Here is a 15,289-nt window from a genome sequence, read left to right on the forward strand (position 1 = left end):
CTGCCACAAAATAGTTGGCAAATAGATGCATAGATAAACGGTGTTTCACTTAATAAATGCGGGTTTGAAAGCAAGCGGTCGGCACGTTTAATCCGATGTTTTTCATAAGCTTTAGTACTAATCCCACGACCAATACTCGTTACGCTTGCTGCGCTTCCATGAAGAAGGCTTTTCACGCACGCCGTTACCACATCCCGACGCGCTTTATGCATTTTATAGCTGACAAGCGATATGACATTGTTCACAATAGATAGGGCATTCATGGCAGTTTGGTCTCGGTGATTTTTGGCGATTGATCTGATCACCAAACGTCATGAATGTTCCTATCTTTTTTTATCTTATTGATATTGCATTATTATTTGTGGGGATACCTCAGACTCTGACCCCTTTATTTCTTTATTTTTACTGGTCGTTGCGGATCCATTCTGCTGCGCGTTCGGCAATCATAATGGTTGGCGCATTGGTATTGCCGCCCACCAGGGATGGCATAACCGAGGCGTCAACCACTCTTAAACCTGCTACATTTCGTACCTGCAGTTTGCTATCTACCACTGCCATGGGGTCATCATCGGCGCCAATTTTACAGGTACCCACCGGGTGATAGATGGTTTCGGCACGCTCGCGAATAAAGGCGGCAATATCGTCGTCGGAGTCAAGGCAGTGCTCGCCGATACTCAGATAGCCCTCGTATTGCGCAAAGGCTTCGCTGGTGAGTATTTTTTGTGCCCATTTTACTGCGTCGATCATCACCTTAAGATCGTCGTCCTCGGTCAGGTAATTGGGCTGAATGGCTGGGTGATCGGCCGGGTGATTACTTTGCAGGGTAATTTCACCGCGGCTCTTCGGGTATAACGCGCAAACGTGCAAGCCATAACCAAAGCCATGCACAAAACGCCGGCCGTGGTCCTGCAAAATAGCCGGTAAAAAGTGGCACTGAATATCCGGCGATGCCTGCGCCAGTGACGAGCGCACAAAGCCGCCGCCCTCAGCCACGTTGGAAGAAAAGATATAATCCCGTTTAAATAAATAGCGACATGCCGCTTTGATATAGCGTGGCAACATTCTGGCCGCAATGGGATAACCCAGGGGCTGCTTACTGCGATATTGAACAATGGCATCAAGGTGGTCCTGCAGGTTTTTGCCCACGCCGGGTAAATCCTGCTGCACGTATATGCCTTTGTCTTCCAGTTCGCTGGCCGGGCCAATCCCCGATAACATCAGCAAGTGGGGCGAATTGATTGCACCGGCGCTAACAATGACCTCGCGAGACGCCATTAACCGCATAGCCTTTCCTTTACACCTCACCTGCACACCGGTGGCCCGTTGTTGCTTTATGAGCACCCGTTCAGCCAGAGCTGAGGTAATGATTGTAAGGTTACCGCGCTGACGGGCATCTGTGAGATAAGCTTTCGCGGTAGAACAACGTTGGCCGTTGCGCTGCGTAACCTGGTAATAACCCACCCCCTCACGGTCACGACGATTAAAATCTTCACGTATGGGCAGATCCACGTATTTTGCAGCGTTAACAAAGGCATCGGACACTTCGGCGGTATGACGCAGGTTGTTCACATCCAGTGGACCACCCACACCATGGTATTCATCTGCACCGCCGCAGTAATTCTCTGCGCGCTTAAAATACGGCAGCACTGACTCGAAATCCCATCCTTCAGCGCCCTGCGCTGCCCAGTTTTCATAATCCTCGGCCTGACCACGGATATAACACATGGCATTAATTGAGCTGGAACCGCCAAGGGTTTTGCCGCGAGGCCAGAACAGTTCTCTGTCGTTCAGGGCTGGTTGTGGTTCGGTGTTATACCCCCAGCCGATGCTGTCGAATCGAGCCAGTATTGATAAACCAAAGGGAATATGAATAAACGGGTTACGATCGCTGCTGCCTGCCTCAACCAGACAAACCCTAATCATCGGGTTTTCGGTTAAACGCGCCGCCAGCACCGCACCGGCAGAACCGCCACCGATGATCACGTAGTCGAATTGTTGAACAGGAATATGCATTGTTCACCCGCTGTTGAATGGTTGAGCTGGTCAGGTTATTCTCGCCCTTACCAACTGATTGTACCAGTTGAACCTACGCTACGCCATTGTCACCAGCGACGCAAAAAATTTTAAGCCTTGAGCCAGTGTAAACAGCACTGTTATGATTTAGCGCAACAACGGGTTTGCCCCCTACCACTATGCAAGGATTGATGTTTGTTACCTCCATTAAGCTGGCGCGACCGAGTTAATGCCCTGGTGGGCTATTGCCTGATTAAAAGCGGTCGCCTGCAGTACGATATATTTACCGAACAAGAGCTTAATGAACTCATCGCCCCGCATTTCCCCTTTACTGAACCGTTAGCCGTGCCCATTGGCGAAGGTCACTTTACCTGCCTGGAAGCACAGCTCAGTATGCCGACATCCACTAATCGGCTCACCGTGCAGATCCTCTGTGCCATTGAAGTAAAAGTAATGAGCTCACGCATATATAAGGCCCATGCGGCTGCAGGCATCAGCGCCCTGCCCAATTACTATCCGGCCAGTCGCTCATTGCATCTTACCGACACGCGGGTGGATTTTATTCATTTACTTAACGACCAGTACTCACTGGTAAAAGACACCCAGTTTATTATTGACAAATTACTGCCTTTGCCGCTATCCGGGCTTGGTTCCTTACTGGGCCAGCCGTTACGCTCGGCACTGAGTCTGGTGTCGGCGGGCTCTACCGATCAGGCACTGGATTATCTGAAACTCTATTTACACGGCAATACCCAGCGAATACTGGATTACCACAAGCCCAGACTGACCAAAGAACTACTCTCCCGGCTCGAAGAGCGCGCACTGGAATACACCATGGATGATGCCCACTGGCGGGAGTTTTTATTTGCCCGCTATGGCAAACGGGTAGCCGTAGAAGATAACCAGCTCCGGTTTTTCTTTACTGAACAGCCTTGAGTTCAGAGAAACAGCCCTGAGCCAGTGCACGCAGGTGCCTGTTAGGCTATACTTCATAATGTTGAATAACGGTTAGGAGAATATTGATGATTGTCGTCACCCTGACCGGGCTATGGGCTTACTAAACCGCCCTCTTACTGCCCGGTACTAATGCCGGGGCCTTTTGCCCCCTTAATGAAAACATTAACGTTAGTTAAGGGTTAGTTATGACTAATTTTCAACGTCTCGCCGCCATGGACTGGCGACCTTTTTTCCAGCAACAACTTACTATTGAAGAGTGGGATCAAATAATCCCTGCCAGAGTCACCGAACAACATAAATCTCAGCTGACCGTAGCAACGGATCCGCATACCTTTACTTTGCCAATCACGCCCGCCATGCCACCTCTGGTAGTTGGCGACTGGATATTGCTGAACGAAAATAAACAGTTTGTACGCTTGCTCGAGCGCTACAGCTGTTTTAAACGCAAATCAGCCGGCACCGGTCATGAATGGCAGTTAATTGCAGCCAATGTCGACACCGCATTTATCGTTTGTTCGATGAACGAAGACTTTAACCCCAGCCGCATTGAGCGCTACCTGGCACTCGCACAAGCGGCCGATGCAGAACCGGTGGTGGTGTTAACCAAAGCCGACCTTACCGATGAGCCCGAAAGCTGGCGCGACCATGTCCGCCGCATCGATAAACAGTTGCAGGTTGTCACCGTTAACGCACTGGAGGGTAGCTGTATGGATGCTTTACGTGACTGGCTGACCCCCGGTAATACAGTGGTCATGCTTGGCTCTTCCGGGGTAGGCAAATCAACGCTTACCAATACTTTACTGGGTGAATCCCGTCAGTCTACGCAGGGTATTCGTGAGGATGATGCTAAAGGGCGCCATACCACTACCGGTCGCTCACTGTTTCCCATACCACAGGGCGGACTCATTCTCGACACTCCGGGTATGCGGGAATTACAGTTAGCCGATTGTCATGATGGGATTGTCTCGGCATTTGCCGATATCCAACGCTTAGCTGAAGCATGCCGATTTGCCGACTGTCAGCACGATCAGGAGCCAGGCTGTGCAGTGCAGGCCGCGGTGGAGCAAGGTTCACTGGACTCACGGCGATTGTCCAACTACCAGAAGTTGCTCCGCGAAGATGCGCTTAACTCCGCCTCACTGGCCCAGAAAAGGGCTAAGGAGAAAGCCTTTACCCGGTTTGTGAACTTTTCGCAAAAAGAGTCGCGAAAGTTTAAAGGCCGCTAAAGTTGTCTGAAAGCTATAGATAGTCGTGTGCATCATTCGTTCATCACTGGCGACTGATGCATTTTCTTTGTTGAACGTGCCAGCATCCATATCTCTTAAGAAAACATTGATTTGTCCAATGGGTGAGCATAACGTAAATCAGGATAACCAGAATAAGGAAAAATAATGCGGTTACTAACGACACTAACTTTGTTAACCGGTCTGCTCGCCGGTATGCCATCAGAGGCTGAAAATATTGCCCTGGTGGGTGGACGACTTATCGACGGCACGGCCGAACGCCCGCTGCACAATAGCGTAATACTGGTAAAAGACGGCATCATTGAACAGGTAGGTACGGTAGATTCTTTACCCGTACCCGCGGGCTATCGTATAGTCTCCACCGAAGGGCACGACGTACTGCCCGGCTTGTGGGAAAGTCACGCTCACATAATGCTCACTGGCCACGCCAACTATACCCACTGGCAAAAAGCTTATCGCGACCGCCAGGTGGATGAGATCATGCCGGCCTCACTGGTGCAGTTGCTGCTCGCCGGCATAACCAGTGTTCGCGACCTGGGAGCGCCCCTTGAAGACTCTGTAGTGATTAAGCAAAAACTCGCGAAAGGCGAAATCCCCGGCCCCACACTGTATACCTCTGGTCCTTTTTTACAGGCGGAAGTCCAGGACTGGCAAAAACACTATCGTTGGGAAGTCACCACCGAGAGCGAAGCAAAAGCTGCGGTCAAACGCTTGCACGACGCCGGCATGGAAATCGTTAAGCTCATCGACCATGACGATATGCCACGTCCGGTAGCCCAGGCCATTGTTGACGAAGCGCATCGACTCAACATGAAAGTAGTGGCTCATGCGCATAAGCCCGGTGAAATTCGCGTGGGCGTAGAAATCGGTATTGATAATTTTGAACATACCGGGCTTACCACCGCGCCGGGATACCCACAGGACGTACTGGATACGCTGGTAGAGCGCACCGCCACCGGGATTTTCGACGGATTATTGTTCTGGACGCCTACCATGGAAGGATTATTTACCTATCCCGATTTGGTAGCTAACCCGGAAGAACTGGACGATGCCTGCTGGAAGCGTGGCTTAAAAGACGACACCATTGCCGATATTAAGCAATCGATTGCCAAACCCGGGCACCTTAATTACATGCAGCTAACACCGCTCAGAACCCCAACCATTAAGAATAAAATCAATCAGTTAAAACAAACGGGTGTGATGATGCTGGTAGGTACCGATTCCGGGATCCCAATGAAGTTTCATTGTCAATCTACCTGGCAGGAAATGGCGGTCTGGGTGCATGACATGGGATTTGACCCCATGGACACACTGCGGGCAGCGACTTACTGGCCGGCGGTAATGATGGGCGTGCAGGACCGTTATGGCTCAGTAACACCGGGGAAGGTAGCCGATATCATCGCCGTGCGTGGCAATGTGCTTAAATATATGAATTTAGTGCGCGATGTCGACATGGTCATGAAAGATGGCGTTATTTTTAAGCATAATGGCATAGTCGATGAGGCTTTACTCAGCGAGTTTGGTAAACGCTGAACTAACACCAAAGCAAATCCACGTCGATTATCGGCCTGACCTTGACGGTCTGGTCGATAACCTTCTACTTGTTAAAGCTGTGTTTAAAGCTGAACGCATAATCACTTTCTCCGTGCTCACGAAGATGAAGCAAGCGCTCCTCGGCTTCTTCCACGGTTGGGATATGTCCTTCTTCTATCCCCCACATTACGTAAGACGCGCTATCGAGAGGCACAAACCACTCTTTTTTGCGTTTCAGAAAATCGATATGGTGGGTTTTAAACATAAACTGCTTTAACGAAGCAATGTCCTGCCAGACCGACATATTTACGATCAGCTCAGGATCATCAAAAATCTGGATACTGGTGGCGTTACCGGAATCGTCCTTTAAGCGCCAGATAAACCCCGGGCTGTTTTCGGCAACGGTATTTATCGGGTCAAGATTATTCACAAAGTCAGCCATCCCGATGGAATCCATTGGAAATTTGGGCCTGGCGATGTTCAGTTGGGCGAGATGCATAGGTTTTCCTAACTTACTGGCACCTCCTTACTATGTGGGCTGGTATCTGATTACGCAATATACAGAGCACACAAAATTTGAAGTTAACTGTGTTCCCGTTGCCATACGTGAACCACAAAATTTGCTTCCACCTGTTGTATATCGGCGAACCGGACCTGAGCCTCATCCTGCGGTAAACGCCAGTAATAAGGGGTCATTTCGAGCAATCCCTGGCGGGTTTGCGGGTCGGATAAATCCACCATAAAACTCAACCGTTGCTCAATAAGCTGACTAAATCCGCCGCGTTCGGCAAATTCAACCTTGTGCTGACGCGGATTATCGTAAATAGCTTGTTTTATTGACCATAAGTGATTTTCGGCCGGATCTACCGCAATCAGCAGGCCCCCCGGGGCAATCACCCGTTGATACTCGGTATTACTGCCTGGTGCAAAAACCTGCAGCACCACATCCTGCGAACTATCGTCAAGCGGTAGATGGGCGCTACTGGCTACCGCAAAATGACAGTTTTTGTAGCGTTTAGCTGCCAGATCGACGGCATACTTGGCAATATCGCAGCCAGATGCGTTAACGTTTAGTTCTGCACCCTTTAGCGCCTGTACGATATAACCAAGATAACTCCCCTCGCCACAACCAGCATCAAATAAGCGTATATCCGACTGCCCTGAATAGTGCTTCTGAATAATCTCCGCCAGTGCCGCCATCAGTGGCTGATAACCTTTTGCATCATGAAACTGGCGGCGGGCATTAACCATGTTTTTGTCGTCACCAGGCTGCCTGGACTTTTTATTCTGCACCGGCAGTAAGTTTAAATAACCGGATTTGGCCTCATCGAAGGCATGTCGATTTTCACACCGCCAGGTGCGCATTGATGGGTGTAATGGTTGCTGACAAAGCGGACAACGCCACATGGGAATACCTCAGTAAAACAGGAGCGGCAATGCTACTAGTGATCGCTGACAATGGAAAGTGGCACCTCGTCACTGTGTTCACCAATGTCGTCGATACTCAGGCTGGGATCATCAATACTGGCTTCCAGCATTTCAAAAGCTTCGCGGCAGTACTCCGCCAACGGTTGCAACGATTTAATCTGCTGATTACAACACACCATACCAATATTGGCCGTGCCGTTATAGGTCATTAGGGTGATGTTAACGCCGCCCCCCGGGGTTTGCGTAGAAATGGGATAACAAGCAAGCAATTTGCTGTCTTTAAAATACTTTTGTTGTTTTGGCCCGGGGATATTCGATACCAGCACATTGGCAATGGGTTTTACCCAGTCTGAAATATGCAACCACTCAAATACCAGCGCGATGGCCTGGATAACAATGGTATAGCCACTGAAAGCAGAAGGCCGGGCCCGCTGGGCGGCCTGCTTAACAATTCGATGATGATAAATAATCTGCCGCAGGCGCAGGTAAGGATCGCTTTCATCATGCGCTAACTGAACCGGTACAATGGCAATGCGATTGCCGGTAGTTTTTTCGCCGGGTTTTCTTAAATTGATGGGCATATTGGTATACAACGCACGGGTAAATACATGACCATGATCCTGTAACAAGCGGTGAACACCAATATCAAAGGCGGTGAGTAATACTTCGTTAGCAGATGCTCTGGTGCGTCGCGCCAGCGCCCGCACGCGGGCAAAATCCAAATCAAAGGTCGCTACTGCCCGCCCCGCTTTAACCTGCCCGGTAAGCACGGTACGGGTGCCAGTAAAGGGTACCGGCATGTAATGACGATTAATCCGGATCAGGCGTAATAATAAACGGGTGAAAATCACCAGCAAATCCTTACCGGTGAGCAGCGTTTCCCATAGAGTTATCCAAAAACGTTTCATGCGCTTGTACTGCTGGCGTTTTTGATGCCGCAGGCGCTTTAAAGCCCATACCGGCACAAAGCCGGTGTTTTGCGGCTCATCCAGATAACCGGCCTGAAACCAGCGTACCAGGGTAGCGCCATCGCCATACAGATGATGGACCCGCGCATAAATTGCAAAAACCTGCTGTGAAGGAGAATATAAAAAATGGTACTGCCAGAGCGGCTTGTCGTGGTCGAGCCGGGTTTCATGCATGCGTGCTATAAACTCGTCCAGTGCCGGGCGGTCGTGTACATCTTCCACCTGATGAAGTTGTACGTGATAGTCCATTTGCATGTGCTTAACGGGCTGTAACCCCAGCGGCCAGATTGTAACGGCTCTAACCCTGCAGTTAAACGGCGGACAAGCCCGGGCAAAGCCCTGCATTTCCTCATGCAGCGCGCCTACGTAGGCTTTGGGATCGCTGCCCTCTGGCATTTCAAGCAATTGCAGGCAACCTACATGCTTGGGATTCGCTTTAGACTCAGTGATCCAGAACGAACGGTCCAGGAAAGACAGTTTCTGGCTCATATATCCCCCCTGACAGTCGGTAACGTCAGATTCGCCATGGAGTGATGCTCAATAGCTTTGCGTAGCTGAGCCACGGTTGTTTCCTGCAGGCGAAAGCGCGGCAGTAGTGCTGTCATCATCAGGCTCAGAGCGTGAAACTTTTGCGCCTTGGGGTCATCATTATTACGCAGGTCGTCATACTGATTTGCCTGAGTCAGGATCATTATAATTAAATCCACTATAAGACGCTGCTCGGCAGCGCTGGCAAGCAATGCCTCCTGGTCTGAAAAGCGCAATAGCAGCTTGATTAAACTCGACTCAAGTTGCCTGATTTGCTGTTTATGCCAGTGTTTGACTTTGGGGTATTTCTCCGCAAGATCGGCCGGGCTACGATACATAAAGCGAAACAACTGTTGTTTATCCAGCACAATCGCGATGAAATAAAAGAAATCTTCGGCTTGCACTTTTTCCAGCGTGGCCGGGCGCAACAAGGTTTGCATGGCTTCGCTGTACCAGTGTACCAGGCCATCAATAATTTGCTCTTTGCCCTTAAAGTGGTAGTACAGATTACCGGGACTGATATCCAGCTCCATGGCAATATCCACTGAGGTAACGGCATTTTCTCCCTGTTCATTAAACAAGGTAAGTGCGGCGGCAAGGATACGTTCTGCGGTTTTACTGGCCATAACCCTCTGCCCTAGCCCAACATCAACAGGTAAAGTTGTGCTACACCCGCGGCCATGCCTAGTAAAGCCCCGGTAATAATGAGTTTCCACTCATCCTGTTGATAGGCCGGGCGCAATACCCCTTCAAATTCTTCTGAGCGCAAGGCTTGCAGGCGCTCGCATAAATCATCGCCGACGCGCAGGGCCTGATTGGCATAATCAAAGGCATAGAGCAAATATTTATCGCTGTCTTCAAATAACCGCCGAACCGCCATGGATTTCATTTTGAAGTAATTTTCGGAACCAACCCCCAAGGCAAAATACGGCTGAGCGATGGCGACATAGCGTTCAATAGCATCATTGACGTGCAGTTCTATCAGTTCCAGCAGCTGTGCTGAGCCGGAACCATGCAGAATCATATGGGTGATATTTTTTGAGTTGATCAGCTTGGTTTCAATAATATCTGCGTATACCCGCGACACTTCTTTCTGCCGCTTAAGAAACATGCCCTGAATGGTACAGCCCATAAAACGCACCGGACGTTTGGGTTCAAAAATGATTTTAATGGCAATCCAATTAGTCGCATAACCCACCAGCAAACCACCCAACGGCAGGATCCACCAGGCCTGATACAGGTACCACAAAGCCATGGTAGGCAGGCCAAATAAGAAGCCAAAGTAAAAGCCGGAACGCACGATAAAAGGAAACTCCCGCTCACCGGAACGCAGGAATATCTCGTTAATCAGCTCGGGAGAATTAACCAACTGTTCTACCACCAGCTCTTTGATATCGAGAATTTCATTAACGTTGTGCTGGAAATCCTCCACCATTTTGCTGACCACATAAGGGATGTCGTCTTCAATACGGCGGTACACCAGATTTTTACCCTGCACCGGCAGAGCAGCCCATAGCTGTGGTGCCGACTCTTCCATCACTTCGTTTACAATTTTACGTACCACCTGCTGCAGGCGGTGTTCAATAGCATTGGTGAGCTCCCGGGGGTCGAGTCGGCCGGCAAGCTCTTCAACACTGAGTAACTTACCCAGCACCAGTTCAACCTCAATTTCGGCCATTTGCCGACGTTTGGCCGGTATTAAGCCCTGCCAGCCAAAAATTGGCGGGATCCCGACAAACTCAAGCGGATAAAACATCATCTTTACCGCCAGATAGTTGGTGATCCATCCTACTAACGCGCTAATCAGCGGGATCGACAGCAAACTTAAGGTTTGTACATTCCATTCCATGTTGGTGCTACAAGGCTATTGTTATCATTGTCAGTGCTCAGGCTACTTTGTGGTGCAGTATTGGTCAAATTAACTTTGTTTATACATCGGCTTAGATCAACTAAATGCAGATTCCACGGCGATTAACAGTCGCTGACGTAATTTCGTCATTGCTGTGGTCTAACGAATTAGTTAGCCGATTCTAATTGTTAACTCTACACTGCCAGTATAGGCGCAAATACCGGAAATTAACCAAATCAGTGCCGGGGGATGTATGACCGTATTTCAATCAAAATTAGGCGAACTGGAACGCGCTATTGAGCATGCTGGCAGCTATCAGGAATACAAAGAAGCCTGCGAGGCCCATGACGCCGCGTCCGGGGCGGATGACTGGAAAGCCAAGGACCCCTGCCGCTTGTACGATTATCGTTTAATCCGTAAACGGGTGCAGCGTATTAAGTTTGCCCAGAGTCAGAATGATATCAGCGGCTTAATGTCGATTCTCCACGAGGGACTCCACGGCAATTTAGGCAACATCGCTAACCCTGAGTTACTCGGACACAGTAAAATTGGCACCAAACACCTGATTGAGGAGTTTATTACTCAGGTTGTGAGTGCTTTGCAGCAGATCTATCACGCCGATGAAGATCACATCGACTTCTACGACAAGCTGTCGTTTTTTGAAGAAACCGCGCATGCCTTTGGCCGCAGTTGCTTAATGTTGTCCGGCGGTGCCGGGCTGGGTTTTTTCCATTGTGGTGTGGTGAGGTCGCTGAATGAGCAAAACCTGCTGCCCACGGTGATCTCAGGCGCCAGCGCAGGTTCTATTATTGCCGGGATGCTGGGCACCCGCACTCACGACGAATTACTCGAAGCGCTAAGTGCAGACTTTATATTTGAACACTTTCAGAACTGGCGGTTATGGGGCGGCCTGGGCCGTAAAAGTATTCTGGACAGCCGGGCTCTGGAAAACACGCTGATTTCGTTATTTGATCTGACCACTTTTGAAGAAGCCTATAAAAAAACCGGCCGGCATATTACGGTAACCGTTTCACCGGCGGATTTGCATCAGTACTCAAGACTGCTCAATGCAAAAACCTCCCCCAACGCTTTGATTATGCAATCCATTCGCGCTTCCTGTGCGGTGCCGCTGTTATTCACATCGGTACAGCTAAAAGCCAAAACCGCCAGTGGTGACATTGTGCCATATATTCCCAATCGCCGTTTTGCCGACGGCTCAATTATGGCCGACCTGCCCTTTGAGCGTCTTGCCAGATTATATGGCGTAAACCACAGTATTGTGAGTCAGACCAACCCACTGGCGGTGCCGTTTTTATCTTCCTCACGAACACAGGCGAAAACACTTTCCAGCATGACATTTCGCCATCTGCGCCAACTCGCCAAAGCGAATAGTATCTATGCTTTCGATATTATGGAGCATCTGGTACCTAATCGCAGCAGCAAACTGGCACTGCACAAAGTACGGTCGGTGATTGATCAGCAGTATGTGGGCAATATCAACATTCTGCCGCAAAAGCAGTTACGCAATTTAATGCAGGTAGCGGCTAACCCTACGCTTAACAGTATTCAGGAACTGATTTGCAGTGGCGAACGAGCCACCTGGTCACAACTGGACGTCATTGACCGCAATACGCGGATCAGCGAGACCCTGCGTAGTAAGCTCAGAGCACTAAAAGCCCGGGAAGCGCGATTGTTTGATCATACGCCTGAGGGTATTATGGAATAAAACGCCAACCGGTAGTTGCTAAACCCTAAGGATGAAGGTTTGTCACTTAAACATGTGTATCTGGTTTTCTGTTTGCTGGGCGCAGCTCTGCCGCTCTCCCAATTTGTGCCCTGGCTGATAGCTAACGGAGCTGACCTGCCGCTCTTTTTTGAGCAGTTGTTAGCCAATCCGATCAGCCGCTTTTTTGTGTTTGATGTGGTGGTTTCTGCACTGGTGCTTATCACTTTTATTATTGTTGAAAGTAACCGGCTGCCCATAAAAAAGGGCTGGCTGGCCATTGCCGCAACGCTCTGTGTTGGGGTGTCCTTAGGACTGCCGTTATTTTTATATCTGCGCCAACTGGTCCTTGATGAACAACGGCAGGCAGGCTAGAGACCAACTCGCTCCACCAGCAACGAATAATATAAGCGCGTTGTCTGCAGCGCTAACATCCCTAAAGCTAAACAGCGCCATCGAGCATAGTAAAATAGCCTGAATTGTATCGCCGGTAATGCTTTTCATGGCCTATGTCCTTTTCAACCATTTTGGCTGAAATCTGTAAAACTATCCTAAAAGGAGCGACCGATAACCACAAACGTATTCGCTGGTAATGTACTGGTTAACTGTAACGATATATTTCAGTAAGGTATCTGTTACTATGTTGCCCTTTCTTGTTTATCTAAAGGCAGCGCTCATTTATGGAACGCGTAGCTATATTTGTTGATGTGCAGAATGTGTATTACACCAGCCGTCAAGCCTACCGTAAGAACTTTGATTACAACGCTTTCTGGCGCACAGCCACCGCTAACCGAGAGGTGGTAAAAGCGTATGCCTATGCCGTTGAGCGCGGCGATACCAGGCAACGTGAATTTCAGAATATCCTGCGCGCCATAGGCTTTGAGGTAAAACTAAAACCCTTTATTCAGCGAGCAGACGGCTCCGCTAAAGGCGACTGGGATGTAGGCATAACCATCGACATGATGGACGCCGCCAGTGAAGCAGACACTTTGATTCTGGTGTCCGGTGACGGTGATTTCAGTATTCTCTGTAACCGTCTCATTGAGCAAGGTGGGAAGAAGGTTGAAGTGTATGGTGTGCCGGTGCTTACCGCAGCTTCACTAATGCAGTCTGCCAGTGCGTTCATTCCTATCGATCAGCAACTGCTATTGGGGTAGACTGGTTACAGGATTAACTAAAAGAAAAGGAATTTTACTATGCGTAAAGCATTAATGATCATTATTGCCACCCTGGGATTAAGCGGCCCTGTCGTTGCCGATTCAGGGCAACGTGAAACGGTAGAAGCTTTGTTAATCGCCTCCGGAGCAGATAGCACGCTGGATGCGGTTTATGCTCAGTTTGACGGCATGTTTGCCAACATGGCTGAGCAATTAAAAATTGAAGAATCAGAACGGGCCAGCTTTAAAAAACATATGCAAGAAGTCAATCTGATGCTGAGAAAAGAGATGAATTGGGATACGTTAAAAGCGCCCATGATTGATCTTTACATGGCTCATTACACCGAGAATGAACTGCAGGATATGCTGGCATTTTACCAATCTGAGACCGGTCAGTCGGTGGTGAAAAAAATGCCTGAAGTCATGGCGGCGTCCATGCAGATCACGCAGCAATTGATGAAAGACGTCTACCCTAAAATTATGCAAATGTCCAAAGCTTACGCTGAGGACCTTAAAAAACAACGAGTAGCCGATTAAATCTGCAAGCTATTCAGCTGTAAAATAACGGTTTTTTTGAGCTTCGAAGACCAGTTAGCAATTATCTGGAAATTACTGAGCAAACAAAAAGAGGCCGGTTAATTCACCGGCCTCTTTTTGCAATAATACAGCGTACTACTCACCTTTGGCGGGAGCATCCTTACTTGTCGTATTACCGGCTGTTGCCGGCTTTGCAGCGCGCGTCGTAGTCGTCCGCTTTGTCGCTGTCGTCTTTTTCGCTCGCGTGGTTTTCGGCTTGGCAGCCGTTTGCGACTTCTCTTCCGCTTTTGCTGCAGCCTGTTTTGCCGCCAACAGGGCAACCTGCTCTACCAGTAAATCCACTTTGGCTGAGAGTGCTTCAATCTGCAGTGCCCGTTTTTGTTTGGGCGTGGTAAATGTGGGCATCCAATGATGCAGCGGCGATTGACGCCATAACTCAAGCCACTGGGATGGATCTACCGTTTTGCGGATCTGCGCTTCAACTTCAGCGCCACGGGCGGCGAGTTCATCCAGGGTTTTCTGTGACTCATCCACTTTATGCTGCACCTGTTGATTAGCAGCATTGAGTTGTTCCGTAAACAAGCCAAGACCTGCCTCAAACCAACCCATGATGGGCGATGTCGGTTTCTTATCTGACATAATAACTCCTTAGCTGATTGGGCAGCCATCGCTGCCCGCTCAGTTGTTACTTGTTCGCTGCCAGTTTAGCGACCGCTTCAGTCAGTGCATCCACTTTTGCAGAAAGCTCTTCGATCTTTTGATCTGTATCGTCGGTGTCCAGACCCAGCTTCTTACGAACGTCGGCTACGCGACTTTCCACTTCACTGGTGGTTTCTTTGAATTTGTCTTTGGCATCTGACTCCAGGGTTTCGCCCTTAGTCACCAGTTCGTCAAACATCTTGTTAGCATCTTTGGTCAGTTTTTCGTACTGACCCTGTGCTTCATCAACGCTTTTGCCGTAAGCCCCTAAACCTGCCAACCAGATTTTACGGGCGAATTCTTCAGCTTCGCTGATTTTGCTTTTGATATCGTCTTTAGCTGCCATGATTTGGTCTCCTTTTGCTATCTGTTTATCAGTGTAAAGGGAGAATTTAGAAATCACATACTAAAAACGCATTAGTGTTAAGTTTTGCTGTAACGTAATCGAGTAGGAGGGAGTTTTACAACTCCCGTCCTCTCACACCACCGGGCATACGGTTCCGTACCACGGCGGTTCATATTAACACTGGAACTGTCGGTGACAATCCAGCAGCGATACCAACCCCATCTTGTCGAACCATCCTTTCCTAAAGGCTTGATTCATGTGGCTGGCCCCCGCATTCCACCATGCGCCTCGTTGGTTGGTCGCTGAG

General features: G+C 49.3%; 15 protein-coding genes and 1 pseudogene. 7 read left to right on the forward strand and 9 right to left on the reverse strand.

What is annotated here, in order from left to right; all coding sequences use genetic code 11:
* Both C6Y40_RS25055 and C6Y40_RS20605 read right to left on the reverse strand, forming a co-directional pair.
* Positions 1 to 263 (reverse strand): annotated as a pseudogene (locus C6Y40_RS25055) (IS4 family transposase); the annotation flags it as partial.
* Between the two features lie 139 nt (positions 264 to 402).
* Complete coding sequence (locus tag C6Y40_RS20605) at positions 403 to 2,013, reverse strand: GMC family oxidoreductase (RefSeq protein ID WP_105936282.1); 1,611 nt, start codon at positions 2,011 to 2,013, stop codon at positions 403 to 405.
* Between the two features lie 195 nt (positions 2,014 to 2,208).
* Here C6Y40_RS20605 and C6Y40_RS20610 point away from each other — a divergent pair, with 195 nt between their 5' ends.
* The 3 genes from C6Y40_RS20610 (at position 2,209) to C6Y40_RS20620 (ending at position 5,747) form a co-directional block, all read left to right on the forward strand.
* Entirely contained in the window at positions 2,209 to 2,949 is a 741-nt protein-coding gene (locus C6Y40_RS20610) for a DUF1439 domain-containing protein (RefSeq protein ID WP_105936283.1), read from the forward strand.
* Between the two features lie 206 nt (positions 2,950 to 3,155).
* Complete coding sequence (gene rsgA, locus C6Y40_RS20615; RefSeq protein ID WP_105936284.1) at positions 3,156 to 4,196, forward strand: ribosome small subunit-dependent GTPase A; 1,041 nt, start codon at positions 3,156 to 3,158, stop codon at positions 4,194 to 4,196.
* 165 nt (positions 4,197 to 4,361) lie between these two features.
* Positions 4,362 to 5,747 (forward strand): amidohydrolase family protein, encoded by a 1,386-nt coding sequence (locus tag C6Y40_RS20620; RefSeq protein ID WP_105936285.1) that lies wholly within the window; start codon positions 4,362 to 4,364, stop codon positions 5,745 to 5,747.
* A gap of 64 nt (positions 5,748 to 5,811) precedes the next feature.
* On the opposite strand, the gene C6Y40_RS20625 is transcribed toward C6Y40_RS20620, so the two are convergent.
* From C6Y40_RS20625 to C6Y40_RS20645, 5 genes are all read right to left on the reverse strand, one after another.
* A complete protein-coding gene (locus C6Y40_RS20625) occupies positions 5,812 to 6,246 on the reverse strand; it encodes a DUF3291 domain-containing protein (RefSeq protein WP_105936286.1) in 435 nt (144 codons plus the stop codon).
* 83 nt (positions 6,247 to 6,329) lie between these two features.
* Positions 6,330 to 7,154 (reverse strand): putative RNA methyltransferase, encoded by an 825-nt coding sequence (locus C6Y40_RS20630; RefSeq protein WP_105936287.1) that lies wholly within the window; start codon positions 7,152 to 7,154, stop codon positions 6,330 to 6,332.
* 35 nt (positions 7,155 to 7,189) lie between these two features.
* Entirely contained in the window at positions 7,190 to 8,632 is a 1,443-nt protein-coding gene (locus C6Y40_RS20635) for a wax ester/triacylglycerol synthase domain-containing protein (protein WP_105936288.1), read from the reverse strand.
* A complete protein-coding gene (locus tag C6Y40_RS20640; RefSeq protein ID WP_105936289.1) occupies positions 8,629 to 9,297 on the reverse strand; it encodes a TetR/AcrR family transcriptional regulator in 669 nt (222 codons plus the stop codon). Before C6Y40_RS20640 ends, C6Y40_RS20635 begins: the two co-directional genes overlap by 4 nt.
* 11 nt (positions 9,298 to 9,308) lie before the next feature.
* Complete coding sequence (locus C6Y40_RS20645) at positions 9,309 to 10,520, reverse strand: DUF445 domain-containing protein (protein WP_105936290.1); 1,212 nt, start codon at positions 10,518 to 10,520, stop codon at positions 9,309 to 9,311.
* Between the two features lie 253 nt (positions 10,521 to 10,773).
* Here C6Y40_RS20645 and C6Y40_RS20650 point away from each other — a divergent pair, with 253 nt between their 5' ends.
* From C6Y40_RS20650 to C6Y40_RS20665, 4 genes are all read left to right on the forward strand, one after another.
* Positions 10,774 to 12,246, forward strand: coding sequence for a DUF3336 domain-containing protein (locus tag C6Y40_RS20650; protein ID WP_105936291.1), 1,473 nt, complete (start codon positions 10,774 to 10,776; stop codon positions 12,244 to 12,246).
* Between the two features lie 39 nt (positions 12,247 to 12,285).
* On the forward strand, positions 12,286 to 12,618 hold the full coding sequence (locus C6Y40_RS20655) for a DUF2834 domain-containing protein (protein ID WP_105936292.1): 333 nt from the start codon (positions 12,286 to 12,288) through the stop codon (positions 12,616 to 12,618).
* Between the two features lie 305 nt (positions 12,619 to 12,923).
* On the forward strand, positions 12,924 to 13,400 hold the full coding sequence (locus tag C6Y40_RS20660; RefSeq protein ID WP_105936293.1) for a LabA-like NYN domain-containing protein: 477 nt from the start codon (positions 12,924 to 12,926) through the stop codon (positions 13,398 to 13,400).
* 39 nt (positions 13,401 to 13,439) lie between these two features.
* Complete coding sequence (locus tag C6Y40_RS20665; protein WP_105936294.1) at positions 13,440 to 13,937, forward strand: DUF2059 domain-containing protein; 498 nt, start codon at positions 13,440 to 13,442, stop codon at positions 13,935 to 13,937.
* Between the two features lie 135 nt (positions 13,938 to 14,072).
* On the opposite strand, the gene C6Y40_RS20670 is transcribed toward C6Y40_RS20665, so the two are convergent.
* Both C6Y40_RS20670 and C6Y40_RS20675 read right to left on the reverse strand, forming a co-directional pair.
* On the reverse strand, positions 14,073 to 14,576 hold the full coding sequence (locus tag C6Y40_RS20670; protein WP_105936295.1) for a hypothetical protein: 504 nt from the start codon (positions 14,574 to 14,576) through the stop codon (positions 14,073 to 14,075).
* Positions 14,577 to 14,622: 46 nt separating this feature from the next.
* The gene (locus C6Y40_RS20675; protein ID WP_105936296.1) at positions 14,623 to 14,982 is read right to left on the reverse strand and encodes a phasin-related domain-containing protein; all 360 of its coding nucleotides are present in this window, start codon (positions 14,980 to 14,982) and stop codon (positions 14,623 to 14,625) included.
* Positions 14,983 to 15,289: the final 307 nt, after the last annotated feature.

Origin of the sequence: Marisediminitalea alba (genome assembly GCF_002993365.1) — a bacterium.
Lineage (GTDB): Bacteria > Pseudomonadota > Gammaproteobacteria > Enterobacterales > Alteromonadaceae > Alteromonas > Alteromonas alba.

Bases quoted from the DNA above. Each gene is read 5' to 3' on its own strand.
- C6Y40_RS20605 (WP_105936282.1), bottom strand. From the start codon at position 2,013: ATGCATATTCCTGTTCAACAATTCGACTACGTGATCATCGGTGGCGGT.
- rsgA (WP_105936284.1), top strand. From the start codon at position 3,156: ATGACTAATTTTCAACGTCTCGCCGCCATGGACTGGCGACCTTTTTTC.
- C6Y40_RS20620 (WP_105936285.1), top strand. From the start codon at position 4,362: ATGCGGTTACTAACGACACTAACTTTGTTAACCGGTCTGCTCGCCGGT.
- C6Y40_RS20625 (WP_105936286.1), bottom strand. From the start codon at position 6,246: ATGCATCTCGCCCAACTGAACATCGCCAGGCCCAAATTTCCAATGGAT.
- C6Y40_RS20630 (WP_105936287.1), bottom strand. From the start codon at position 7,154: ATGTGGCGTTGTCCGCTTTGTCAGCAACCATTACACCCATCAATGCGC.
- C6Y40_RS20635 (WP_105936288.1), bottom strand. From the start codon at position 8,632: ATGAGCCAGAAACTGTCTTTCCTGGACCGTTCGTTCTGGATCACTGAG.
- C6Y40_RS20640 (WP_105936289.1), bottom strand. From the start codon at position 9,297: ATGGCCAGTAAAACCGCAGAACGTATCCTTGCCGCCGCACTTACCTTG.
- C6Y40_RS20645 (WP_105936290.1), bottom strand. From the start codon at position 10,520: ATGGAATGGAATGTACAAACCTTAAGTTTGCTGTCGATCCCGCTGATT.
- C6Y40_RS20650 (WP_105936291.1), top strand. From the start codon at position 10,774: ATGACCGTATTTCAATCAAAATTAGGCGAACTGGAACGCGCTATTGAG.
- C6Y40_RS20660 (WP_105936293.1), top strand. From the start codon at position 12,924: ATGGAACGCGTAGCTATATTTGTTGATGTGCAGAATGTGTATTACACC.
- C6Y40_RS20665 (WP_105936294.1), top strand. From the start codon at position 13,440: ATGCGTAAAGCATTAATGATCATTATTGCCACCCTGGGATTAAGCGGC.
- C6Y40_RS20670 (WP_105936295.1), bottom strand. From the start codon at position 14,576: ATGTCAGATAAGAAACCGACATCGCCCATCATGGGTTGGTTTGAGGCA.
- C6Y40_RS20675 (WP_105936296.1), bottom strand. From the start codon at position 14,982: ATGGCAGCTAAAGACGATATCAAAAGCAAAATCAGCGAAGCTGAAGAA.